This window comes from Stenotrophomonas nitritireducens (assembly GCF_050984405.1).
Lineage (GTDB): Bacteria > Pseudomonadota > Gammaproteobacteria > Xanthomonadales > Xanthomonadaceae > Stenotrophomonas > Stenotrophomonas nitritireducens_B.
In genome coordinates, this window is record NZ_CP158790.1 from 1,246,103 (window position 1) to 1,268,451 (window position 22,349).

The 22,349-nt window shown below is 64.9% G+C and carries 22 protein-coding genes; 10 read left to right on the forward strand and 12 right to left on the reverse strand.

Going from position 1 to position 22,349, the window contains the following annotated elements:
* Positions 1-28 precede the first annotated feature (28 nt).
* Positions 29-1,162, reverse strand: a complete 1,134-nt coding sequence (locus ABTV91_RS05225) for a PilT/PilU family type 4a pilus ATPase (RefSeq protein ID WP_153193368.1) — start codon at positions 1,160-1,162, stop codon at positions 29-31.
* Between the two features lie 95 nt (positions 1,163-1,257).
* On the opposite strand from ABTV91_RS05225, the gene ABTV91_RS05230 reads away from it, so the two are divergent.
* From ABTV91_RS05230 to ABTV91_RS05250, 5 genes are all read left to right on the forward strand, one after another.
* On the forward strand, positions 1,258-1,644 hold the full coding sequence (locus tag ABTV91_RS05230) for a DUF4398 domain-containing protein (RefSeq protein WP_433853547.1): 387 nt from the start codon (positions 1,258-1,260) through the stop codon (positions 1,642-1,644).
* Positions 1,644-2,525 carry a hypothetical protein gene (locus ABTV91_RS05235; protein WP_433853548.1) on the forward strand — a complete coding sequence of 294 codons (882 nt, stop codon included), beginning with the start codon at positions 1,644-1,646 and terminating at the stop codon, positions 2,523-2,525. Before ABTV91_RS05230 ends, ABTV91_RS05235 begins: the two co-directional genes overlap by 1 nt.
* A 390-nt stretch (positions 2,526-2,915) precedes the next feature.
* Positions 2,916-3,134 carry a YdcH family protein gene (locus ABTV91_RS05240; RefSeq protein WP_433853549.1) on the forward strand — a complete coding sequence of 73 codons (219 nt, stop codon included), beginning with the start codon at positions 2,916-2,918 and terminating at the stop codon, positions 3,132-3,134.
* A 184-nt stretch (positions 3,135-3,318) separates the two neighbouring features.
* Positions 3,319-4,689 carry a pyridoxal-phosphate dependent enzyme gene (locus tag ABTV91_RS05245; protein WP_433853550.1) on the forward strand — a complete coding sequence of 457 codons (1,371 nt, stop codon included), beginning with the start codon at positions 3,319-3,321 and terminating at the stop codon, positions 4,687-4,689.
* Between the two features lie 69 nt (positions 4,690-4,758).
* On the forward strand, positions 4,759-5,946 hold the full coding sequence (locus tag ABTV91_RS05250) for a cystathionine gamma-synthase (protein ID WP_433853551.1): 1,188 nt from the start codon (positions 4,759-4,761) through the stop codon (positions 5,944-5,946).
* Positions 5,947-6,028: 82 nt separating this feature from the next.
* On the opposite strand, the gene ABTV91_RS05255 is transcribed toward ABTV91_RS05250, so the two are convergent.
* From ABTV91_RS05255 to gspG, 10 genes are read right to left on the reverse strand one after another with little or no spacing between them, the layout of a single operon-like run.
* Positions 6,029-6,586, reverse strand: coding sequence for a hypothetical protein (locus tag ABTV91_RS05255; protein WP_433853552.1), 558 nt, complete (start codon positions 6,584-6,586; stop codon positions 6,029-6,031).
* 17 nt (positions 6,587-6,603) lie between these two features.
* Complete coding sequence (locus ABTV91_RS05260) at positions 6,604-8,772, reverse strand: secretin N-terminal domain-containing protein (RefSeq protein WP_433853553.1); 2,169 nt, start codon at positions 8,770-8,772, stop codon at positions 6,604-6,606.
* Positions 8,769-9,251, reverse strand: a complete 483-nt coding sequence (locus tag ABTV91_RS05265) for a hypothetical protein (protein WP_433853554.1) — start codon at positions 9,249-9,251, stop codon at positions 8,769-8,771. The genes ABTV91_RS05260 and ABTV91_RS05265 overlap by 4 nt, the downstream gene beginning before the upstream one ends.
* Complete coding sequence (locus ABTV91_RS05270; RefSeq protein ID WP_433853555.1) at positions 9,248-9,835, reverse strand: hypothetical protein; 588 nt, start codon at positions 9,833-9,835, stop codon at positions 9,248-9,250. Before ABTV91_RS05270 ends, ABTV91_RS05265 begins: the two co-directional genes overlap by 4 nt.
* The gene (locus ABTV91_RS05275) at positions 9,832-10,830 is read right to left on the reverse strand and encodes a hypothetical protein (protein ID WP_433853556.1); all 999 of its coding nucleotides are present in this window, start codon (positions 10,828-10,830) and stop codon (positions 9,832-9,834) included. The genes ABTV91_RS05270 and ABTV91_RS05275 overlap by 4 nt, the downstream gene beginning before the upstream one ends.
* A 31-nt stretch (positions 10,831-10,861) precedes the next feature.
* A complete protein-coding gene (locus ABTV91_RS05280) occupies positions 10,862-11,935 on the reverse strand; it encodes a type II secretion system protein GspK (protein ID WP_433853557.1) in 1,074 nt (357 codons plus the stop codon).
* Positions 11,928-12,506 carry a PulJ/GspJ family protein gene (locus ABTV91_RS05285; RefSeq protein ID WP_433853558.1) on the reverse strand — a complete coding sequence of 193 codons (579 nt, stop codon included), beginning with the start codon at positions 12,504-12,506 and terminating at the stop codon, positions 11,928-11,930. The genes ABTV91_RS05280 and ABTV91_RS05285 overlap by 8 nt, the downstream gene beginning before the upstream one ends.
* A gap of 2 nt (positions 12,507-12,508) precedes the next feature.
* Positions 12,509-12,949 (reverse strand): type IV pilus modification PilV family protein, encoded by a 441-nt coding sequence (locus ABTV91_RS05290; protein WP_433853559.1) that lies wholly within the window; start codon positions 12,947-12,949, stop codon positions 12,509-12,511.
* Entirely contained in the window at positions 12,946-13,332 is a 387-nt protein-coding gene (locus ABTV91_RS05295; protein ID WP_433853560.1) for a prepilin-type N-terminal cleavage/methylation domain-containing protein, read from the reverse strand. Before ABTV91_RS05295 ends, ABTV91_RS05290 begins: the two co-directional genes overlap by 4 nt.
* Positions 13,329-13,799 carry a type II secretion system major pseudopilin GspG gene (gene gspG / locus ABTV91_RS05300; protein ID WP_433853561.1) on the reverse strand — a complete coding sequence of 157 codons (471 nt, stop codon included), beginning with the start codon at positions 13,797-13,799 and terminating at the stop codon, positions 13,329-13,331. The genes ABTV91_RS05295 and gspG overlap by 4 nt, the downstream gene beginning before the upstream one ends.
* A 123-nt stretch (positions 13,800-13,922) precedes the next feature.
* On the opposite strand from gspG, the gene ABTV91_RS05305 reads away from it, so the two are divergent.
* The 4 genes from ABTV91_RS05305 (at position 13,923) to ABTV91_RS05320 (ending at position 19,719) form a co-directional block, all read left to right on the forward strand.
* Positions 13,923-14,726, forward strand: coding sequence for an ABC transporter permease (locus ABTV91_RS05305; RefSeq protein WP_433853562.1), 804 nt, complete (start codon positions 13,923-13,925; stop codon positions 14,724-14,726).
* Positions 14,727-14,762: 36 nt separating this feature from the next.
* A complete protein-coding gene (locus ABTV91_RS05310) occupies positions 14,763-16,481 on the forward strand; it encodes a GspE/PulE family protein (protein WP_433853563.1) in 1,719 nt (572 codons plus the stop codon).
* Positions 16,482-16,484: 3 nt separating this feature from the next.
* Positions 16,485-17,687 carry a type II secretion system F family protein gene (locus ABTV91_RS05315; RefSeq protein ID WP_433853564.1) on the forward strand — a complete coding sequence of 401 codons (1,203 nt, stop codon included), beginning with the start codon at positions 16,485-16,487 and terminating at the stop codon, positions 17,685-17,687.
* Between the two features lie 457 nt (positions 17,688-18,144).
* Positions 18,145-19,719 carry a hypothetical protein gene (locus ABTV91_RS05320; protein WP_433853565.1) on the forward strand — a complete coding sequence of 525 codons (1,575 nt, stop codon included), beginning with the start codon at positions 18,145-18,147 and terminating at the stop codon, positions 19,717-19,719.
* Positions 19,720-20,281: 562 nt separating this feature from the next.
* On the opposite strand, the gene ABTV91_RS05325 is transcribed toward ABTV91_RS05320, so the two are convergent.
* Positions 20,282-20,953: a hypothetical protein gene (locus ABTV91_RS05325; protein ID WP_433853566.1), complete on the reverse strand. Its 672-nt coding sequence runs from the start codon at positions 20,951-20,953 to the stop codon at positions 20,282-20,284.
* Positions 20,954-21,075: 122 nt separating this feature from the next.
* Here ABTV91_RS05325 and ABTV91_RS05330 point away from each other — a divergent pair, with 122 nt between their 5' ends.
* Complete coding sequence (locus ABTV91_RS05330) at positions 21,076-22,341, forward strand: ABC transporter ATP-binding protein (protein ID WP_433853567.1); 1,266 nt, start codon at positions 21,076-21,078, stop codon at positions 22,339-22,341.
* Positions 22,342-22,349 lie beyond the last annotated feature (8 nt).

The following is a 22,349-nucleotide window of genomic DNA, read 5'->3' on the forward strand; positions in this document are numbered from 1 at the left end:
TCCTTTTCCCGCTTCCCCGTTCCCGGCTTCAGAACCCGTGCGTGATCGCCGCCGGCGCCGCCGGCGCGGAGAAATCCGCATAGGGGTCGTGCTCGCCGCTGGCGCCTTCGGACAGGCGGAACTTGAGCGCCAGCCCGTCGCGCGAATCGGCCGCGCGCAGCGCTTCTTCCTGCTCGATCAGCCCGTCCTTGGCCAGCCGGAACAGGCACTGGTCGAAGCTGTGCATGCCTTCCTCCAGCGACTGCTCCATCGCCTGCTTGATCTCGTGCACCTGCCCGCGGCGCAGCAGGTCGCGGATCATCGGTGTGTTGATCAGCACCTCGGTGGCGGGCCGGCGGCGGCCGTCGGTGCCCTTGACCAGGCGCTGGCTGATCACCGCGCGCAGGTTCAGCGACAGGTTCATCAGCACGTTGCGGTGCGCGCTCTCGGGGAAGAAGTTGAGGATGCGCTCGATGGTCTGGTCGGCGTTGTTGGAGTGCAGCGTGGCCAGGCAGAGGTGGCCGGTCTCGGCGAAGGCGATGGCCGCCTCCATCGTCTCGGCGTCGAGGATCTCGCCGATCAGGATCACGTCCGGCGCCTCGCGCATCGCGTTCTTCAGCGCGTTGTGGAAGGCGTGCGTGTCCAGGCCGACCTCGCGCTGGTTGACGATGGACTGCTTGTGCCGGTGCAGGAACTCGATCGGATCCTCGATGGTGAGGATGTGCCCGGTGGTGGTGGCGTTGCGGTGGTCGATCATCGACGCCAGCGAGGTGGACTTGCCCGAGCCGGTGGAGCCGACCACCAGCACCAGCCCGCGCGGGGTCATGATCACGTCCTTGAGCACGTCCGGCAGCTTCAGCTCCTCGATCGAGGGAATCCGGTTCTTGATCGCGCGGATCACCATGCCCACTTCGCCGCGCTGCTTGAACACGTTCACGCGGAAGCGGCCCACGTCGGCCAGCGCGATGGCCATGTTCAGCTCCAGGTCGCGCTCGAACTGCGGTACCTGGCCCTCGTCCATCAGCGAGTAGGCGATCTTCTTGACCATGCCCGGCGGCAGGCCGGTATTGCCCAGCGGATAAAGCTTTCCCTCGATCTTGATGTGGACAGGCGCTCCCGTGGTCAGGAACATGTCCGAAGCGTTCTTTTCGGTCATCAGCTTCAGGAAATAGCCGATATCCATGGATGCGATTCCCCGGGCAATGGCCGCCCGCCGTTGCAAGCACACGGCGGCCTTGACGACAATGGCCGCGCTCAACCTTCCGCGACGGCTCCCCAATGAAACCTAGCTTCGCACACTTGCGACATCTCCTGTATGTGACCGCGTGCGCATCTGCGCTCTGTGCCAGCGCGATGGCGCAGGATCCGGCCGCGGCCGACCTGCTCGCCGCGCAACAGGCGGTGGAACGCGCCGACCGCGCCGATGCCGACCAGTACGCGCCGGACACCATGGCCCTGGCCCGGCAGCAACTGGAACAGGCCCAGCGCGCCGCCGGCGACCGCCGCGAGCGCAAACAGGCGCCCCTGCTGGCGCAGCGCGCCGCCGTCGACGCCGACCTGGCCCGCGCGCAGAGCGAGGAAGCGGTGGCGCAGGCCATGCTCGCCCAGCGCAAGGCCGAGGTGGAACGGCTGCAACGCCAGCTGGCGACCGGGGAGACGCGCTGATGGGTATCCGTACTCTGCTCGTGGCCGGCCTGTTGGCCGTGCCGATGCTGGCGGCGGCCGCCGAAGACCCGGCCGTGGCGATGTTGAACCAGCGCCTGATCGCACTGCAGGCCGACACGCGCACCGCCGACGTTGCAGCGCTGGAGCGGCTGCAGGCGCAACAGGCGATCGCCGTGCTGGCCAAGGCCAGGCGCAAGGAGCTTGACCAGGCGCGCTACCTCGCCGAGCGCCGGGTGACGATCGCCGAGACCAGCGCCCGCGCCGAAGCGGCGCGGCGCGAGGTCGACCAGCTGGAACGCACCCGCAGCGAACTGCTGGTCGAGGCCAGCCGCCGCGAGGCCGCCCGCGCCCGCCAGGAGGCCGAGCGCCTGCGCGTGCAGGCGCAGATCCAGGCCGAGGAGGCCGAACGCCTGCGCCAGGCCGCCGAGGCCGAGATCCTGGCCCGGCAGGATGCCGAGGCCGCGCTGACCAGCGTGGCCGGCAAGCAGGCCGCCCGGGTAAGCACCGCCCAGCAGAACGCGGCCAGGCTGGCGCGCGAGGAAGCCGAGCTGGTGTCGGGCCAGAAACTGCCGGCGTCGAAGTTCGAGGCGCGCGGCGAGATCTTCACCCTTGCCGGCGACGCCTTCGCCGCGGGTCAGGCAACGCCGTCCAGCGCGGCGCGCGACCAGCTCAAGGCCCTGTCCGAATACCTGAACATCGGCAGGAAGGGCCGGGTGATCGTCGAGGGCTACGACAGCGCCAGCGGCGTCGGCCAGCGCCGCGCACAGGCGCTGAAGGACGCGCTGGTGGCCGGTGGTGTCGCTGCCAACCGGATCCAGGCCAACGGCAAGAAAGCCGCCGCCACGCGCGCCCGTTCGGCCGAGGTGATCGTCGTACCCTGATCCCGGCCGCTTCCACTGGCACCTATGGAGCGGGTCATTGACCCACTCCAGCACTACGGGTTGTGGTTGCTTTGCAGGTGCTTTGGGATGCCGCGCACAACTGCCGTGAAGGCTGAACGTGCGGTGGTTCCTGAACCTTTTCAGGCTCCTCCGATCCTCTTGCCGGAACCTTTTTTCAGGCGTAGGGTCAATCGTCCGGGCGACATTTTCGTCGTCCGGACAGCGGAGGACCGGGCCAGTGCAACCGTGGCGCGAACCAGTACCAGACAGCTTCCGGGGAATGGACCGGAAGACGGCCGGGGTTCGGCCGTGCCCCGTCCGGATCTCCATCCCGGAACGCCCCGTGCCGCAAGGCCGGGGCGTTCGTGTTTCCGCACGAAGGAGGTAGTCATGTTCGAAGGGCAGCCGCAGAACGAGATCGACGCGTTGATCAAGGCCAACCCGGAGTTCAAGCAGCTTTATCAGCAGCACCAGAAGCTGAACAAGAAGTGCATGGATGCCGAACTGGGCGTACTCCCCATCGACGATCTGACCCTGGGGCAGATGAAACGCGAAAAGCTGCTGGCCAAGCAGAAGCTTCTGCGGATCTATGAAGACCGGCTCAACTGAACCTTCCCCACGCTGAGTCTTTCGGTCGCGGGCAATGGTGGCCTCCTCGTCGGCCGCCATTGCCCGCGTCACTTCGGTAAGGCGGGCTGGCAATGACGCACCAACCAATCGTCGCCTGACTTTCGGGCATATCCATCGGATAATCGGGCTCCGGCCGCCACGCGGCGCGATCCCAAGCATATCGATGGCAATCCATTCCTCCGTACTCGAACTCATCGGGCGCACGCCGATCGTCAAGGCCCAGCGCCTGGATGCCGGTGTCTGCGAGCTGTACCTCAAGCTCGAAAGCGCCAACCCGGGCGGGTCCATCAAGGACCGCATCGGCCTGTCGATGATCGAGGCGGCGGAGAAGCGCGGCGACCTCAAGCCCGGCGCGACGCTGGTGGAAGGCACCGCCGGCAATACCGGCCTGGGCCTTGCGCTGGTCGCCCAGCAGAAGGGCTACAAGCTGATCCTGGTGGTCCCGGACAAGATGAGCCGGGAGAAGATCTTCAACCTCAAGGCGATGGGCGCCGAGGTGGTGCTGACCCGTTCGGACGTGGCCAAGGGCCACCCCGAGTACTATCAGGACCTGGCCAGGACCATCGCCGAGCGCACGCCGGGCACCTATTTCATCAACCAGTTCGGCAACCCGGACAACCCGGCCGCGCACGAGTTCGGCACCGGCCCGGAGATCATCGAACAGATGGGGGGCGAACTGGACGCCATCGTGTTCGGCTGCGGCAGCTCCGGCACCATGACCGGCCTGTCGCGCGCCTTCGCCCGGCTGTCGCCCGGGACCGAACTGGTGCTGGCCGACCCGGTCGGGTCGATCCTGGCCGAATACATCAACGACGGCACGCTCAACGAGAAGTCGGGCTCGTGGCTGGTGGAAGGCATCGGCGAGGATTTCCTGCCGTCCATCTCCGATTTCAGCCGGGTGAAGAAGGCCTACGCCATCACCGACGCGGAGAGCTTCCACACCGCGCGCGAACTGCTGGGCAAGGAGGGCATCCTCGGCGGTTCCTCCACCGGCACGCTGCTGGCCGCGGCGCTGAAGTACTGCCGCGAGCAGACCGAACCGAAAAAGGTGCTGGTGCTGGTGCCGGACACCGGCAACAAGTACCTGTCGAAGATGTACAACGACTACTGGATGCTGGACAACGGCTTCCTCGAACGCCCGCAGTACGGCGACCTGCGCGACCTGATCCTGCGCCCGTACAGCCAGCGCGACACCGTGGTGGTCGGCCCGAACGACCTGCTGACCACCGCCTACCAGCGAATGAAGCTGTACGACGTGTCGCAGCTGCCGGTGATGGACGGCAACCGCCTGGTGGGCATCATCGACGAGAGCGACGTGCTGCTGCACGTCTACGGCGACGAGGCGCGCTTCCGCGACCCGGTGGCCATCGCCATGGTCAGCAAGCTCGACCGGCTGGACGTCAAGTCGCCGATCGAGGCGCTGCTGCCGGTGTTCGACCGCGGCCAGGTCGCCATCATCATGGACGGCGCCGATTTCCTCGGCCTGATCACCCGCATCGATCTGCTGAACTACCTGCGGCGGCGGGTGCAGTGAGCGCTGCCACCGGAACGGCCGGTTCAGGTCGTCCCGGTAGAATTCCACCTCTTTGAGCCGGAAAGCACCATGACGGACCCGCATTCACGCAGCCAGGAAGGCGAGCGCAGCCTGTCGCTTGCCACCTTGGCCATCCACGGCGGCCAGTCGCCGGACCCCAGCACCGGCGCGGTCATGCCGCCGATCTACGCGACCTCGACCTATGCGCAGTCCAGCCCGGGCGTGCACCAAGGCTTCGAGTATTCGCGGACCCATAATCCGACCCGTTTCGCGTACGAGCGCTGCGTGGCCGCGCTGGAAGACGGCAGCCGCGCTTATGCGTTTGCCTCGGGCATGGCCGCGACCTCTACGGTGATCGAGCTGCTCGATGCCGGCAGCCACGTGGTGGCTATGGACGACATCTACGGTGGCAGCTTCCGCCTGTTCGAGCGCGTGCGCCGCCGCACCGCCGGGCTGGATTTCAGCTTCGTCGACCTGACCGATCCGGCCGCGTTTGAGGCGGCGATCACACCGAAGACGAAGATGGTGTGGATCGAAACGCCCACCAACCCGATGCTGAAGATCGTGGATATTGCCGCGGTCGCGGCCATCGCCCGGCGCCATGGCCTGATCGTGGTGGTGGACAACACCTTCGCCTCGCCGATGCTGCAGCGTCCGCTGCAGCTGGGCGCGGACATCGTCGTGCACTCGGCCACCAAGTACCTCAATGGCCACTCGGACATGGTCGGCGGCATGGTCGTCGTCGGCGACAACGCCGAACTGGCCGAACAGATGGCCTTCCTGCAGAACTCGGTGGGCGGCGTGCAGGGGCCGTTCGACAGCTTCCTGGCCCTGCGCGGGCTGAAGACGCTGCCGCTGCGCATGAAGGCCCACTGCGCCAACGCGCTGGAGCTGGCCCATTGGTTGGAAGCCCATCCCGCCGTCGAGAAGGTGATCTACCCGGGGCTGGCCTCGCACCCGCAGCATGCGCTGGCATCCCGGCAGATGAGCGGCTACGGCGGCATCGTCTCCATCGTGCTCAAGGGCGGGTTCGAAGCCGCCAGGCGCTTCTGCGAACGCACCGAACTGTTCACCCTGGCCGAGTCACTGGGCGGCGTGGAAAGCCTGGTCAACCACCCGGCGGTGATGACCCACGCCTCGATTCCTCCGGTCCGCCGCGAACAACTGGGCATCAGCGATGCGCTGGTGCGGTTGAGCGTGGGGGTGGAGGATGTCGGGGATCTGCGCCGGGATCTGGAAATGGCTTTGGCGCCCTAACCGGTCGACCGGCTTGATCAGATAAAAGAAAGGGCCTTGCGGCCCTTTCTTCATGGGGTCCGACACATGCAGGCTGTAGGCCTCAGTGCTGGACTTCCGACATCGCCTTGCAGTCGATCTTCACGGTCTGCTTGCTGGCCTCGGCCAGGGTTTCCCAATAGAACGGGCAAGCCAGCAGATTCTCGGGAGTCGAACTCTTCGACGAGGTGACGTTGATGGTCACCTGTACTTCACCAAAGGTAAAACCGAGGCGCGATTTATCGATGACGTCGTCCTGGAACGTAAGCGATCCGGCACCGTCGATGAGCTGCTTGTTCTCGCCCAGCTTGATCGTACCGGAGGTATCGGCAAGCTTCTGCGCCTGTTCGGAGGCGCGGGGATCGCCGGAATAGGCTGCCACGACCATCACTTTCTCGGATTTGGACTTGAGGGCGGCTTCGGCGGCCGGCGTCAGCGTGACCTGCACGTTCACCGGCGCGATGGTGGCGGCTGGCGCCTGCTTCTCTATTTCTTCGCGGGTGTTCGCGCTGGCGGCCTGGGGAGTCTCGGTGCCTGCAGCGGGCTCCGTTTCCTCGCGGCGAGCGCAGCCGCTGACGGCCAAAACGGTGAGGAAACTGGTGATGAGGAGGTTCTTGTTCATGGCATGGTGGCCGGTGATCAGTGGGTGGGCGGAAGGGGGGACGGTTGCGCGGGCGAAACGGGCTGGATCGGAGTGGCGGGCGTCAGATCCAGGTACTCGAGACGGTCAATGACGGCCTGGCTGACGGCATTGGCCTGATCGTCGTTCTCGACGATGTAGGGAACGATGATGAGGACCAGCTCCTTCTTCTCGGTTACCTTCTTGGTGCTCTTGAACAGGTTGCCGAGCAGCGGAATGTCCTTCACCAGCGGAATGCCGGTGTTGCCGCGGGTATCGTCGTTGCTGATGAGGCCTCCCATGACGATCGTCTGGCCATCCTTCAAGGTCAGGGAGGTGGTCAGGGCACGGTTGCGGATCGTGGGCGAGGCGGTCGAGGCCGCATTGGACACGGCCGGTGCCTCGTCGCTGGCCTTGCTGACCTCCTGGGTCAGGTCGATGTCCACGCGATCGTCGGAATAGATGGTGGGCTTGATCTTCAGCAGTACGCCGGTCTTGCGGTACTGGATCGACTGCAGCAGGTTGGTGTTGCCGCCCGTCTGCTGATTGGAGGTCGTGGTCATGGTGACGGTGGGGATCTCGTCGCCCACGTCCATCGACGCTTCGCTACCGCTCTTGACCAGAAGGCGCGGGGTCGAAAGGATGTTGACGCGGTTGTCCTGCGCCATTGCCGACAGCATGACGCGATTCTGGCCGGCCACATCGAGGAGCCAGGTCAGTCCGCTGCCAGGGCCGCCCTCGCCAGCAGTGCCGCCGGACTTCGCTCCCGACCATACATTGCCGTTGAAGCGGCCGAAGCCTTGCTTGGCGAACCAGTTCAGGCCGACCTCGGTGGTATTGTTCAAGGTGATCTCGGCGATGGTGACCTCGATCATCACCTGGCGTGGAGCGCGATCCATCTGCCTGATCAGGGTCAGCATGCGTTCCCACTGCGCCGGGTCGCCTTGGTAGATCAGCGCATTGCGCGGCTCGTCAACCTGCAGCACACCGGGGACCGGAGGAGCGTTGCGGCCGGCAGGCTGTTGTGCGGCAACGGGTGTCGGCGCGGTGCTGGATGTCGGCGGCGGCGTAGCGGCCGCGCTCGGAGAAGGCGTAGCCGTGCCACCAAGCACGCTGGCCAGGTCTGCAGCCTTGGTGTTCTTCACCTGGTAATAGAACAGAGACTGGGTGCCTGCCTGCTGGCTGGGGCGGTCCAGTTCCTTGGCCCACGAAACCGCATAGTCCAGCGTCTCTTGGCTGCTGGTGAAAATCAGCACAGAGTTGACCGCCGGAATCGGCAGCACGATCACGCTTGAAGGCGAACCTGCCGAACGGGCGGTGCCATAGCCTTGGGTATTCAGTACTTCCATCAGCTGCACCGCGAGCTGCTCGGCATTCATGAATGCCGGTTCCAGCCGGGCACTGATGCGACCGCGCATCAGGGGGCGATCAAAAACGCGCAGCGCCTCGATGGCCTGCTGCACCTGCGATGGTTTGCCGCTGATGATGATCGAATTGCGGCCGGACTCATCAAGCACCTTGACGTCCTGTCCGAACAAGGTGTTCAGCCAACGAAGCGCGTCGCCGCTGCGGATGACCTCCAGTTCCACCAGCTGGAAAACGGGTCGGTGGGTCATTGGAACGGTGGGCGAAGCACGGCCGCTGATGATCAACGGTGGATTGGTCGAGCTGCCGGCCGTTCCCTTGGTCAACCGCACCAGCTTGCCCTCGACGCTGACCAGGACGCCGTATTCGGCGAGCACCTGGCGCGCCAGTACGAACAGGTCCTGCGGCTTCTGCTTGGCTTCGGAACGAAGGGTGACGAGTTCCTGCAGGGAAGCCACGTCGGGCGCCATGCTGACGTTCAGATCCAGCAGGTTGCCGAAGACTTCGTTCGCGAATACCGGTACGGGGACGTTCTGTACATTGACGTTGACCGGCCCGCTGTACATCGGCGGGAGGTCGTCCCGAACATTGAGGCCGGCGCTGGAAGCTCCCGACTGCCCGACGCGTGGCGTATCGGTCACCACCAGGCTCTGCGGACGAGTGTCCGGATCGCCGATCTGGATCTCGCCGGGCTGTGCCGATTCGGATTTCGGTGGCAACGGCAACGAAGCAGGGATGGTCAACACCGGCGTAGTGCTGCAGCCGGCCAGCAGCGCTGCACCGAATGCGGCGAGGCCAATCATGGGGCGGCGGTGATGCGTCATTCGTTTGTTCCTTGGTCGGGTACTTCCGCTTCCTCACATTCGCCGGATCTGTCCACGGCTTGGGCTTGGAACAGCTGATAAGTGGTATTGCATGCATCACGCCTGGTTGTAGCGCGGTCGCCCCGGGCGGATTCCAGAACGCTGCCGTCGGGCAATGTTGCGCCCACCGCGAAGCGCTGTGCCTTGCCCGGCGCATCGGGGGTCATTACCAGGATTGCCGGGCCTCCATCGTTGACGATGCCCGCCAGACGCCAAGAGCTGCTGGCCGCTCCGCTGGCGTCTCCCCTCCAGCGCAGGCCGCTGGTGACCGCAGCCATGTCCTGGGGGGAGTGGCGCGCGGCATCGGCGGCACTCGGCAGGCTCCACTCATCACCGTTCGCGGCAAGCTTGGGAAGCGGTGGTGGTGGCCAGGCTGCTCCAGCGCCCAGGCCAACGAGGAGGGCGGCGCCCAGCAGGAGGTGGCGACGACGGGCCATCATGGCGTCGCGGCTCCCGTGACCCTGTAGTAAGCGTTCACCGTGAGATGCAGGGTATTGCTGTCATCGCTGAGCACGGTAAGCGTTTCCACGGCGATCAGGTTTGGGGAGTTCTCGATCTGGCGCAGCAGGCCCAGCGATTGCCGGGGGGAAAGGGCGCCATTCAAGGCGGCGTTGACCCGTATTACGTCGGGCATCCCGTCAACGGGGCCTGATCGATTCACGCGGATCGTCACATTCTGTTTTGAATCAAAGCTGGCCGTAACACCCCGCAGCCAGCTTTGCAATGCGGCTTGCGCCATGCCCGGCGTGGCCACCCCGGGCAGTTGCGCAGTCAGCGCATCGCGCAGTTGTTGCGCATTCTTCTCCCGCTCCAGCCAGGCATCCTGTCCTTTCAGGGAAAGGATGCGTCTGAGATTCTGCTCGGCTTCTATGGCGGCCTTCTGCCGTTCGGTACGCACGCCGTCCATGCTCTGCAGAACGAAGGCTGCCAGCAACAACGCGATCGCCAGTCCGGCCCACTTGAGCCAAGGGCTTGCCTCAAGCTGTCGTTTCAGCTCGCGGATCTGTGCTTCGAAAGCCTTCATGGCGCCTCGGTCCCAGCACGGCCGGGCGGAGGTGTCACCGTAGCCTTGATCGTCAACTCGTTGTCACGCCCCAGTTCCGTGGTGACTCCCTTGAACATCGGGGAGGCCTCCCAGCTCGAAACGAGTTCCTCGGGATTGCTGCCCGGGGCCAGCAGGTTTACCTCCAGAGTGTCCGGGGTGGGCTGGTTCCACTTGGTGACCTGCCAATCCTTGCCTGCCATCAGCCGGGTGAACTCCGCCATCAGCGAAATGGTCGGCCGGAGCGCCTGCAGCGCCAGCAGCTGGCTCACTTCGGCGCTGGCCTTGTCGGTGGCCTCGCGGGCGTCGAGGATGCGCTTGAGCGGAGCGTCGAGGTCGTTGGCGGCAGATTGTGCACGCCAGATGTCCAGCTGTGCGCGTGCGATGCTGCCGATCTGACCGCCGGCCAACACCAGGAACAGCATTGCCAGAGCCAGCGCTACCCGAGGGAGGTATTGATCCAGGCCGGAGAGCTGCAATTTTTCAGTACTGGATGGCGCACGATTCCAGGGGCTTGCCGCAATCGGAGCGGTCACGGACTCAGGGATTCCCGGTTGGGCCAGGGCGATCTGCCCGGTGCCCCGCAGAAAATCCCGCCATTGATCGGCGGCAGGCAATTCCGGCCACCAGCGGCTTGCCTGCAGGTGCCCTGCCTTCCACGCCCTTGCTTCGAAGCCCTCGACAAGCTGCAACAATTCGACGCCTTCCGTGCGGGGCGAGCCTACGTGCGGGGCTTCGGCTACGAAACGTTTGCGCCGGCCCTGTTCTGAGGAGGCGAGCGCGGCGATCCGGGAACGGGACCAGTACCAGATGGCCACGGTCCCATCGGCAGACCACGCGGCGTCGAAGTCGGCATCGGCGAATGGCGCGAGCCGGCGCACCGCCATTGCCGCGAACTCCTTGCGCTGCTTGGTGGGAGCCTTGCTGGCATCGACCGTGGTGAAAAGACACAGCTCTCGGCCGACCAGGCAGACCAAGGTGTCGCTTCCGCCACCTTCCAGGGACAGGTTACTGTTGCTCCCCAGGCGCACCCTGCGCGGGGAAAAGCGGTGTCGAAGGCGAGCCAACCACGGCCTGATCGGATTCGTTGCCACGTGGGAGGATGACCTCGTAATCAATACGCCACGGAAGGCCATTGACCTCGAAAGGCGTTAGTGTCCAATGCAGGAGGTGACGTGCACCGGAATGATGATCCCATAGGATAAGGTTGCCGGAGGGTTTTGCAAAGAGGGCCAGGCCCTCGTCGAATACCGCGCCGATGCCGAAGTTCTGTTGTGCCTGGGCCGTGGACAGGAAGGGGGTGGAGCGGCGCAGTTCCACTATCCGGGCGGTGTTTTCTGGGGTCAATCCCGGCAGCAGCCCCAGTACCTGCGGGGGGGCGGTATTGATGTTCAGGTCCGAGCCGCGGGTCATGGTGAACATGGACAGCAGGGTGCTGTCGTCCATGCCGGCCAGGGCCTCGTTCCAGCCCAGTACCCGCCGAAGTTCCAGTGGCGTGGCAAGGGTGCGGTTGGTTGGGGGCGGGAGTCCAGCCGAGGCGTAATGACTCTTCTCGGCGCCATCTAGCCGGTGCAGGTCATCTGCATCCTGGTAATCCAGCAGCTTGGCTTCAAGGCCGCTCCATTGGTCGCTGGCAATTCCGAGCGACCTGTAGAAGGACTGGCGAAGGATGGGGGCGGCCCAGTTCACGCTCAGCAGGCCACGGTCATCCTGGAGGGAAAACCGCGTGTTCTCCAGGCCCTGATAGGGCGTGCTGTCCAGACGGATCTCGTTGCCCACTGGCAGGGCGGTGAAACCGTCCGGGTCGTCGAGGCTCATCGCCGTGCTGGCCTTGGCGTCGGACTCGTTGACGGTCAGTCCTGCGATGGTCTGCCGCTGTGTCGCCAGCATGAACAGAAGGGTTTCCCGGGTGCCTGCCATGGCCAGTTCGCTCTGGAAGCGGTCGGCATCGGCCTGGGCTGCGTGGATCGCCCGTTCGGCGGATGTCGCGGTTGCCGCGGCCAACAGGGCCAGTACGACCAGGATCGCGAGCACGATGACGAGTACGAACCCTTGATCGGCGCGTGGGGTGCGGTCAGTCAAGGTCGGCCTCGAACGGGTTGAAGCGTGGGTTGTGCGCCCCGGCAATATTCGCTGCCCATATTCTCTGGGTACCGTCGTCCATCTCTTGCCTCAACAGGATGACGGCGGGCAGGTGGTCGTGCAGCCCCAGTTTGGGCGGCCATTGATCATGTGTCCGGCCCTCCTTGTCCAGGTAGCCGAAGGTGGCGCTGACAACGCCGGGCAAGGGAAGGTCGAGTTGCTTGCCGTCTTCCACCAAGGTCAGAAATTGGTTCGCACCTTCGTGGCGCGTGGACCATTCGGTCCCGGTGGCGCCACCTTGGTGTGATTGGGTTGGCTGGGTCGCGATACCTGAAAGCCGGTCGCGGGCGCCCTGGAATTCCACCTCCTGCAAGGGGATCAGGCTCCGCAGCGAGCTCTCGAACCAATACTCGGTAAGGGTCGCCTGCTGGGTGGCGCCGCTTATGCTGGAGATCGCGGCATTCGCCCGCTGCCATTGTCCCAGGGACTGGTAGCCCAGGGAGATCGCCATGCTGGCGATCAGCAGCACGACCAGCATCTCCAGCAGCGTCAGGCCGTCCTGTCGGCGCATGCTCAGTCCTCCGCCGGCAGGAGCGGACGTGCGGCTTCCCAGCCGGCCTTGCGCAGGGTGAAATCGCGCACGACGGTACCTTCCCGCCTCACCTCGACATCGACCTCATAAAGGCGGAAGTCGAACTGGGTTGCGGTGCCTGCGCGGCTCATGCCGGTGCGTCGCTCCGTGAGGGGGCGGGTCGTCCAGCGGATTTCCAGCGGGGGGAGTTCGCGGGTGCCTCCCGGTTCGGCCATTGGATTGATGGTTTCGATGACGGCCCTTGCTGCCCGGGCATCCTGGAGGGAAAGTGCGCTGGCGCGCGCGCGTCCCAGTGCGAACGTGCTGGTGGACAGCCATGCATACAGTGCGAGCAGGCATGTCGCCATGATGGTCAGGGCGACGATCGCCTCCAGCAGGGAGAAGCCCTGCTGGCCGTTGCGCGGAGCAAACCGGGGTGTCATGGGGTAATCCGTTCGATGCGGCAGAACGGCGCCAGTACCCGGAACTCGACGGTCTGGTAGGAGGTCACCAGTGTGCCCTGTGCCTGAGAGCAAGCGCCGTTGGCCTGCACTCGCAACGGCGTCTCCATGCGCAACGCCCAGTCCTGTGGCAGGTTGACAAGGTCGATGCCGCCGCCGGCGTCTGCAGACAGCGGGTTGCCGCTGGCGCGTACCGTACTGGGCAGGCGTTCCAGTTGCTGTATGACATCCTCTACCTGCGTGGCTTCCTGCCAGGAGCGGACCATTCTGTAGCTGGGCGGGGCGGCGATGGCCGTGGCGATGGCGATGATGGCCATTACCACGACCATCTCCAGCAGGGTGTAGCCCTGCGGGCGGGGGGTCATTGTTTGGGGAGCTGGCCCAGGTCGGCGTCGTATCCCGTGCCGCCGTCCTTGCCGTCCGCGCCGTAGGAATAAAGAACGAAAGAATGCGTGCCGGTAGGTTGCGGCGAATACTGGTAAGCGTTGCCCCATGGATCGTCCGGCAGGCCGTCTTCCAGATAGGGGCCCTTCCAGCGCTGCGCGAGCTTGCTGTCGGTGGGCTGCTGTACCAGCAGCTTCAGTCCTTCTTCCTGCGTCGGATACCGGCCGATGTCCAGACGCATGGTTTCAAGGGTGCCTTTGAGCATCTTCACCTGTGTTTCGGCCGTCTGAACCTTGGCCTTGTCTGCCTGGCTGAAAAGCCGGGGGCCTACCAGGCCCATGATCAGGCCGATGATGACCAGCACCACGATCATTTCCAGCAGGGTGAAGCCTTGGATGGCGCGGCGCGCGCGCGGGACGGTGCCGGAGCGGGGGCGTGCGATGTTCATCTGAGGCAGTACACAATGTATGGAAAAACGGATCGCAGTCTAGCAGCTTTGCCAAAGGGCGCATCAGGGCAGGGGCCCGGCTGCTAACCTATTCAACTGACAGCAGGCATCGTGTGGTCGTTCATGGTTTCCAAGTCCCTTTCCCGCGGCGCCGGGTATCTCGCATTGTGGCGGACCCTGGTGTCGCAGGACCTGGCGGTACGCTATCGTGGCACGCTGCTTGGAAGGGCCTGGCCCTTCCTGTTGCCATTGACCATGTTGGCGGTCTACGGGTTCGTGTTCGGAGCCGTGTTCCGCGCGCGCTGGCCGGGCCTGGCCGAGAACGATCACCTGGGGTTCGCCCTCAACCTGTTCCTTGGATTGCTGGTGCATGGCCTGCTTGCCGAAACCGTTGGCCAGGCGCCTTCTCTCCTGCAGCGCAACAGCAATTTCGTCCGCAAGATCGTGTTTCCGTTGCCGGTGCTGGTCGCCGTGCCGCTGGGGGCCGCTTTGGTGCACATGCTGCTCGGGTTGCTCCTGGTTTGCGGTGTCAATGCGGTATGGGGGACGGGCCTGCACTGGCAACTGGTCGTGGTGCCGGCGATCCTCGTGCCGTACTTGGCGATGCTGTACGGCATCGCCATGGCCTTCGCCGCTCTGGGGGTCTATCTGCGAGATCTGGCGCAGGTCGTGTCGGTACTGGTGACTGTCGCGCTGTTCACGGGTGCGGTGCTCTATCCCCGATCGATGGTTCCGCCCCTGCTCGCGGGCGCGGTGGCGGCCAATCCCATCAGTTGGCCTGTCGAGGCAATGCGCCAAGCGGTATTCCATGGGCGGTGGCCGGATCCCGTGTCGATGACGGGGTATTCGGTCGCCGCCGTGATCGTGTTGGCGCTGGGGCTTGGTGTATTCCGGGCGCTGCGCCCGGGCTTTGCCGATGTGCTCTGATACCTTTCCAAACTTTCGAATGCACCGCAGGCTTTCATGAACACCGCCGCTGATTTCCCCGTCCCGTCGCTGGCGGATACTTCCGCTCCCGATCTCCTGGGCCAGATGTTGATCGCCCGTGGCGCCATCGGGCCGGCCGATCTGGAGCGTGCGCTGGAGCTGCAGGGCAACGTGGGCGGGCGGTTGGGCAGCCTGCTGATGCGTATTGGTGCCCTGTCCGAAGAGCAGTTGCTGGCGGTCCTGTCGGAGCAGCTTGGCATCCCCTTGGCAGGGCGCGAGGTGATCCTGCCCGAGGTCGAGTCCTGGGTAGTCCCCGGCGAGGAGCCGGTATCGGTGGACTGGATGCAGGACCAGGAAGTGCTGCTCTGGCAGGATCCAGAGGGTCTGATCTGGTGTGCCAGCCGCGATCCGCTTGAGCCGGCGTTGCAGGAAACCTTGGCCTATCTTTATCCCGGCCAGTCCGTGCGGAGCGTGCTGGCAGCCGCTCAGTTGATGGAAAGCACGCTGGACAAACTGGCCCATGGACTGGTGGCGTCGGGTTATGGCGGCGACGACGTCCGCCACCTGCGCGAACTGGCCGAAGAGGCGCCCGTGGTGGAGCTGGTCAACAGCCTGCTGGCGCAGGCGGTGGAGCAGCGGGCCTCGGATATCCATCTGGAACCGGACGAGCATCAGTTCGTCGTGCGCTTTCGCATCGACGGTGTGCTCTATGCCCGCCTGCAGTTGCCACGTGAGCGCTTCAACGCGGTGGCCTCGCGGTTGAAGTTGATCTCGGGTATGGATATCGCCGAGCGCCGTCTGCCGCAGGATGGTCGCATGAGCGTGCGCGCCAGCGGCCAGGCCATGGATATCCGTGCTTCCGCCTTGCCGGGTGTCCATGGCGAGTCCATCGTGCTGCGCCTGTTGCCCAAGGAGCGCAAGGACCTGGGGCTGGAGCGGCTGGGCATGGCTCCGGATCACCTGGCCCTGCTGGGGGCCTGGAGCCGCGAGGCGCACGGCATCCTGCTGGTGACCGGGCCGACAGGCTCGGGCAAGTCCACGACCCTGTACGCGACCCTGTCTGCTGCCGACGACGGCATGAAGAAGATCATCACCGTCGAGGACCCGGTGGAGTTCCAGCTGCCGCGCATCACCCAGATCCAGACCCATGCCGACATCGGGCTGACCTTCGCCAGCGCCCTGCGCTCCATCCTGCGCCAGGATCCTGACGTGATCATGGTCGGCGAGATCCGCGACCGTGAAACCGCCGAAATCGCCATCCAATCGGCCCTCACCGGCCATCTGGTGCTGTCCACGGTGCACACCAACGATGCCATCGGCGCCTTCACCCGCCTGATCGACATGGGGGTCGAGCCGTTCCTTGTCGCCACCCCGGTCAAGGGCCTGCAGGCGCAGCGACTGGTGCGGCGCCTGTGCCCGCATTGCGCGAGGCCTGCCGCCCACGTACTGCCGGCCATTGCCGCGGAGGCCGCGCAGTGGGCCGGCAAGGTGCTCGGGGATGCCCCGGCGCAGTGGCGGGAGGCGGTGGGCTGCGAGCGCTGCCAGCACTCGGGTTACCGTGGCCGTGTCGGCATCTATGAGTTGATCCCGGTGGACGAGGAAATGCAGCAGGCGGTGGTGGCCGGCGCCAGCCATGCCGAGCTCAAGGCCATGGCTCGCGGTCGTGGCTGCCGCTTCCTGCGCGAGGATGGCCTGCTCAAGGCCTGGCAGGGCGTGACCTCGGTGGAAGAAGTGCTTCGCGTGACGGCGGTCTGAACCATGCCTCAATACCGCTATAAGGCGTTCAATGCCGAAGGGGCTGCGCTGGAGGGGGTGGTCGCCGCCCAGACCGAGCGCGAGGCCGCCCGCCAACTGGAGCGGCGCGGGTTGTCCGTGGTGGCCGTGCTGCCTGCCGAGGTCGTGCGACGCCGGCCCGGCGTACGGGCGTCACGGCTGCGCCAGCGGGATCTGATCCTCGCCTTCCATGAGCTGTCCACGCTCCTTGGGGCGGGTGTCGGGCTGGCCGAGGCCGTCGCCGCGCAGGTGCGCTCGGTTCATCATCCGCAGCTGGTGGCCGCTTTCGAGGGCATTGCCGCAGGCTTGCGGCAAGGACAGGCGTTCTCCGCTGCTCTCGAGGCCACCGGTCTGCCTCTGCCCCGCTATGTCGCCACGGTCGTACGCAGTGGTGAAAAATCAGGCCTTCTGGGCCGTGCGCTCCATGATGTGGTGGAGCAGATGGAGTATGACCAGACCGTACGTTCCGAGATCCGCCAAGCCCTTACATATCCGGCAGTGCTGATCTGTGCCGGCTTGGGGGCGGTGGTGATGATGTTCACCTTCGTCGTGCCCAAGTTCGCCGCGTTGCTCAAGCGCGCCGATGACCTGCCTTGGCTGGCTTCCGCCGTGCTGAATACGGGAATGTTCCTGCGCCAGTGGTACGTCGGCGTGCTGCTGCTTGTGGTCGCCCTGATTGCCTGGCTGATGGTGGTATTGCGCAATCCGGAGACCCGGGCGCGCTGGCTTGAGGGACTGGAGCGGCTGCCCGTGCTGGGGGCATGGCGTGTGGAGTCCGAAACGGCTACCTGGGCCAGGGTGCTGGCGACCTTGCTTTCCAATCGTGTTCCCCTGATGGACGCGCTGGGGCTCGCCCAGGCGAGCGTCATTGCCCCGGGGCGCAGGGCCCGTCTGGACGAGGTCTCGCGCAACGTGCGGAACGGCGTACCTCTGGCTGATGCCCTGGAGGAGCAGCAGACCCTGACGGCGACCGGCTACAACCTGGTCCGCGTGGGGGAGCGTTCGGGGGAGTTGCCGACCATGCTGCAATCCCTGGCAAGGTTGTGCGAGGACTCGGGACGTACGCGCATGAAGCAGTTCCTTGCCCTGCTCGAGCCCGTGGCCATCCTGCTGATCGGCGGGGCCATCGGCGTGATCATGATCGGCATCATCCTGGCGATCACCAGCGCCAACGATATCGCGGTCTGACTTCGCCTCCCCCTGCCGGGGGAGGGCGCCATGTTCTTCCAGTCACCTCCGGCAGGCCGCGTCTGCCGCATGCCTCTGACGCGGCGGCTTGACAAGGCTATTCATTCAAGTGAATCCTGACTGCTTCGCTCATCCCCTCGGCTGGGCGGATGTCAGGTTTCGCAACTCGCCTGAACCGGCGTGTCATCCCACGAATGGTGGTGGTGAACGGCGGAGCCATTGGCAAAAAGCCTTGTTCGGGCTTGACGGCCAAGTAAGGCTTGGTTAACGTTCGCCCGGTAGCTTGCTCTACGGGGATCATGGGGAAGAATTCTTTTCCACGCTCGCCTAAAGCGACCGGTTTGCCAACGGGCTGGCCCGACGGTACCGGGGTAGGTCAGGTGACCGGTAACGGCTACTGCTGTATCAGGAAGTTTCTTTTTTAGTTAACTAAAAAAACTCAACGGAGTTGATTCACATGACGAAGTTCAACAAGAGCCTGCTGACCGCCGCTGTGGTGGGCGCGCTGGCAATCCCGAGCATTGCCTCGGCCGCGAAGTACCAGTACATCGCTGGCCAGCAGATCACCTACGCCAAGGATCTGTTCGTCGACGACACCAAGTCCATCGACAGCCCGAATGGCCTGCAGCTGATCGCCGAGACCAGCGACAACACCACCAACCGCATCAGCAACATCGCCGCTGGCGACGTGCTGACCGTGAAGGTCACCCTGGGCCAGGGCGCCACCTTCGACAGCACCTACCCGGCTGATACCCTGGTGCAGCTGTTCCTGGAAGGTGCGCAGACCGGCGGCGCCGGCGCTGCCATCGCCTACGTGCCGGGCACTGCCAACTACAACGGCAACGAGCTGAACTTCCAGTACACCGCCACCGGCGCCGGCACCATCGGTGCGGCGGGTGACTACTTCCTGCAGCTGAACAGCGCCAAGATCAAGAACCTGGTCAACGGCCTGTTCACCAACAGCAACATCACCTCGCAGATCACCGTGCAGGACGCCAACGGCATCCAGATCCTGGCCGGCAAGGTCGACTACGCCAAGTCCAAGTGGGGCCTGGTGGTCGAAGCCGATCCGACCCAGGGTAACGTCGCCACCACCATCGACGTCGGCGCCGATCCGCGCAAGACGTTCTTCTCCAGCGTCGGCATCGTGGGTGCGGACGATCAGGCGACCTTCAACGCTGGTAGCGTGACCCTGGACGTGGCCAAGGCGATTGAAACCGCTGGCGCCGCCCCGGGTTCCTACGTCAACAACTTCAGCGCCACGGCTGCCCTGCCGAACTACAACGTCGTGTCCACCGCGGACATCGTCGTCAAGGTGACCGGCAGCGACCTGACCGCGTTCGGCGGCAACCGCGTGTGGCTGGACCAGAACGCTGGCTGCACCAAGGCTGCCGGTGCCTTCACCAACGGCGTTGTCGCCGCTGGCGTTGCCACCTTCACCAGCCCGGCCAACAGCGCTCTGTGGCAGAACGTCACCAACGCTCCGCCGTCGCCGTCGACCGTGTTCGTGTGCTTCGGCGCCAACCACGCTGCCGAGATGCAGGCCCAGAACCTGGCCGGCTCGCTGGAAGTCAAGTACAACCTGGAACAGCAGCGTGTTGATCCGCCGGTGTACAACTTCGACCTGCTGCCGCTGCGCCTGAACGGCACGACGATCATCTTCCAGAACGTCAACCCGGCCGGCAACCCGACTGCTCAGTCGTTCCTGCGTCTGACCAACAACACCGCGCAGATCTGCCCCATCACCATCGACGCCAAGGACGACGCCGGCAAGCACAGCGGCGAAGTCAAGCTGACCCTGGCTCCGCATGGCTCGAAGCAGGTCAACTCGGAAGTGCTGGAAGGCGCTGCCACCGCTGCTGGCGTGACCGGCGGCTTCGGCGACGGCACCGGCAAGTGGTACGTCCGTGTCACCGCTGAGTGCGCTGACCTGCAGGCTTCGGCTCTGAACCGTCACCAGGACGGCGTGGTCACCGACCTGACCCCGGAAAAGGGTAACGACACCTGGCTGACCCCGACCACCAAGCTGTAATGATGTTCTGAGCGGCTGCATGCAGCCGCTCAGATATCGAGGTGGTACTGAGGCGGATGGCAGCAATGCCATCCGCCTTTTTGTTTGGCCGTGTTTCCGTAGCGGGCGGCAGTAAGACCAGGATTCCCTGATGCCGGGATGCACTCATGGATCGCGGCGATCCCGCAGACCAATGACTTGTCTACGAGATGCCTCGCGCAGATGCAGTCATGAGTGGTGGTGGATCGTGATCGGGAGAGCAGTCGCAGCGCTTCCGGTCATGCCGGGCAGTGACGCGGAACCGTCTTCGAATTCGAAGTCCGAGCGGTTGTAGATCGCCCGTTCAGCCGCGAGGCGCTCAACCTGTCGGAGATGTAGAGGAGCGATCCCCCATCCCGCGTCGCCTCGTAGCGTGGGGGGGGGGCTCAGTGCTGCCGGCGGTTGTCAGTAGTACTGCCTGTCCAGTCCTGCCACCCACTGCGTGCCAAGAGGTTTCGATCCGCGTGGCCTTGGTGCAACGGACTGAAGGCAGCCCGTTGCCGGTTGACGTCCCTTAACCGACTGGAAACGCGGGTCGGGATTGTTATTGCGGGAGCGGTGGGAGCTTGACCGGATCGGCAGCCAGCGCGGCCGCGAATCTGGCCGATTGCTGGACCCACACCCCCGCATAGTCCTTGCCATGCGTCGGGGCAGAGCTCTCGCAACGCTGCGGCTTGTTCGGGCAGTACGCCGCCAGCATCTGCCTGGCTTCGCTCTCGATGCCCGGGAGGCTGTTGGCAATGGCTGCGCCGTATTTTCCATTCAGCGCAGCAAGCGTTTCTTCAAGCGCTCCCCGGTGTAGGCGCACGGGGCTTTGCTGCACAAACCAGGCAGGCCGATCCTTGCCGTCGAGCAGGGCGTATGCCCTCAGCGTCCAGGTGACCCGCATCTGCCAGGCGCCATAGCGGACTGCAACCGCGTCGCCGCTGCTCGTGCAGTTCACTGCCTTGGCCCGATCCGCATTGGCGGCGATGTCGGCGGCTGAGGCACTTTGCCCGGGTGCCGCTTCGCGGAGCCAGGCACGGCGTTCGGCTTCGGTAGCGTCCAGCGCGGCACGGCTGGTGGGATCCAGCCAGTGGCATCGATCATCAATGAGTTGCATCCGGGCCAGCTCCAGATGCTGAAGCTGGGCTTGTTGTACCGGACTGGTGGCCGGAACCGCTGCACCGGCGGTACTTGCGATCAGGCCGATCAGGCCCGTGGAAAAGAAGGGCATCAGGGGTACTCCTGCGGTCATTGATGGATGGATGTTGAATGATATCCGCACGTTGCCTGGTCCGGATGCGGGCTGGAGCCGAGGGCGTTATCCTGTCCCGCTACCTGCTGTGGCACCATTGAATGACTCCCCCCCCTCCCGCGCTGACGCTGAGTGGCATCGAAAAGAAGTACCGCCTGTGGGCAACGCCTGCGAGCCGGCTCTGGGTGCCCTTGTTCTATCGCTTCTCCGGCATCGTGGAGCGGGCAATGCCGTGGCTGGCGCGCTGGCTCCGGAAGCGGGCGGATCTCCATCTCCATTATCACCAGGCGCTGAACGGAGTCAGCTTCAGTCTGCAGCGGGGTGAAGCGCTGGGCATCGTCGGGCACAACGGCAGCGGCAAGAGCACGCTGCTGCAGATCGTGGCCGGTGTGCTTGAACCCAGCGCGGGTACTGTGCAGGTCAATGGCCGAGTGGCGGCGCTGTTGGAGCTGGGGTCGGGATTCAACCCGGAGTTGACCGGGCGCGAGAACGTGCGGGTGAATGCCGCCATCCTGGGCCTGACGTCCGCCCAGGTGCGCGAACGGATGGACGACATCATTGCTTTCGCGGACATCGGCGATTACATCGACGAACCCGTGAAGACCTACAGCTCGGGCATGGCACTGAGGCTGGCCTTCGCCGTCCAGGTCCATACCGACCCCGACATCCTGATCGTCGACGAGGCCCTGGCCGTTGGCGACGCCGCCTTCCAGGCCAAGGCCATGGCACGGATCGATCAGATACTTTCGCGCGGCACCACCTTGCTTTTCGTCGGCCATGACCTCAACGCGGTCAAGGCCTTCTGCCATCGTGCGATGCTGCTGGAGAAGGGGAACATCGTGCTGGAGGGGCTGCCGGACGAGGTGATCACCGAGTATCTTCACCGCACCCACAAGCGGGTACTGGCCTCGCAGCAGGATCGCGGGTCCGACGAGCTGATACGGATCGACGGTGGCTATGGACTGGACGATGCGCGCGTTCTGGAGGCCAGCATCAATGAAGTCCGGCATGTCTCGGTGCGGCATGGTGAACGCCTGCGGCTGCGCTTCGTCGTACGGCGGCGGGCGGATATCGCCCATCCGGGTCTGATCTTCGATGTGCTGGATGGCCGTGGCCTCCAACTGACCGGACGGCGGGTGCCGTTGCCGGTTGGTGCGGAGGACGTCACGGTCGACGTTGGTTTCAATGCGTTGTTCCAGCAGGGCATCTATCGGCTGCGCATGCGCGTTGTGGATTCCCTCTCCATCGAACAGACCGTGGTGCTGTCGAGGCAGGAAGGCTGGCTGTCGTTCGAGGTCGTGGACGACAGCCGGGAGCTTTTCACGGGGCTCTTTCCTGTTCCCATGGAGATCGGAATCAAGCCATGAGAGGCGGG

Bases quoted from the DNA above. Each gene is read 5' to 3' on its own strand.
- ABTV91_RS05225 (WP_153193368.1), bottom strand. From the start codon at position 1,162: ATGGATATCGGCTATTTCCTGAAGCTGATGACCGAAAAGAACGCTTCG.
- ABTV91_RS05230 (WP_433853547.1), top strand. From the start codon at position 1,258: ATGAAACCTAGCTTCGCACACTTGCGACATCTCCTGTATGTGACCGCG.
- ABTV91_RS05235 (WP_433853548.1), top strand. From the start codon at position 1,644: ATGGGTATCCGTACTCTGCTCGTGGCCGGCCTGTTGGCCGTGCCGATG.
- ABTV91_RS05240 (WP_433853549.1), top strand. From the start codon at position 2,916: ATGTTCGAAGGGCAGCCGCAGAACGAGATCGACGCGTTGATCAAGGCC.
- ABTV91_RS05245 (WP_433853550.1), top strand. From the start codon at position 3,319: ATGGCAATCCATTCCTCCGTACTCGAACTCATCGGGCGCACGCCGATC.
- ABTV91_RS05250 (WP_433853551.1), top strand. From the start codon at position 4,759: ATGACGGACCCGCATTCACGCAGCCAGGAAGGCGAGCGCAGCCTGTCG.
- ABTV91_RS05255 (WP_433853552.1), bottom strand. From the start codon at position 6,586: ATGAACAAGAACCTCCTCATCACCAGTTTCCTCACCGTTTTGGCCGTC.
- ABTV91_RS05260 (WP_433853553.1), bottom strand. From the start codon at position 8,772: ATGACGCATCACCGCCGCCCCATGATTGGCCTCGCCGCATTCGGTGCA.
- ABTV91_RS05265 (WP_433853554.1), bottom strand. From the start codon at position 9,251: ATGATGGCCCGTCGTCGCCACCTCCTGCTGGGCGCCGCCCTCCTCGTT.
- ABTV91_RS05270 (WP_433853555.1), bottom strand. From the start codon at position 9,835: ATGAAGGCTTTCGAAGCACAGATCCGCGAGCTGAAACGACAGCTTGAG.
- ABTV91_RS05285 (WP_433853558.1), bottom strand. From the start codon at position 12,506: ATGCGCCGACAGGACGGCCTGACGCTGCTGGAGATGCTGGTCGTGCTG.
- ABTV91_RS05290 (WP_433853559.1), bottom strand. From the start codon at position 12,949: ATGACACCCCGGTTTGCTCCGCGCAACGGCCAGCAGGGCTTCTCCCTG.
- ABTV91_RS05295 (WP_433853560.1), bottom strand. From the start codon at position 13,332: ATGACCCCCCGCCCGCAGGGCTACACCCTGCTGGAGATGGTCGTGGTA.
- gspG (WP_433853561.1), bottom strand. From the start codon at position 13,799: ATGAACATCGCACGCCCCCGCTCCGGCACCGTCCCGCGCGCGCGCCGC.
- ABTV91_RS05305 (WP_433853562.1), top strand. From the start codon at position 13,923: ATGGTTTCCAAGTCCCTTTCCCGCGGCGCCGGGTATCTCGCATTGTGG.
- ABTV91_RS05310 (WP_433853563.1), top strand. From the start codon at position 14,763: ATGAACACCGCCGCTGATTTCCCCGTCCCGTCGCTGGCGGATACTTCC.
- ABTV91_RS05315 (WP_433853564.1), top strand. From the start codon at position 16,485: ATGCCTCAATACCGCTATAAGGCGTTCAATGCCGAAGGGGCTGCGCTG.
- ABTV91_RS05320 (WP_433853565.1), top strand. From the start codon at position 18,145: ATGACGAAGTTCAACAAGAGCCTGCTGACCGCCGCTGTGGTGGGCGCG.
- ABTV91_RS05325 (WP_433853566.1), bottom strand. From the start codon at position 20,953: ATGCCCTTCTTTTCCACGGGCCTGATCGGCCTGATCGCAAGTACCGCC.
- ABTV91_RS05330 (WP_433853567.1), top strand. From the start codon at position 21,076: ATGACTCCCCCCCCTCCCGCGCTGACGCTGAGTGGCATCGAAAAGAAG.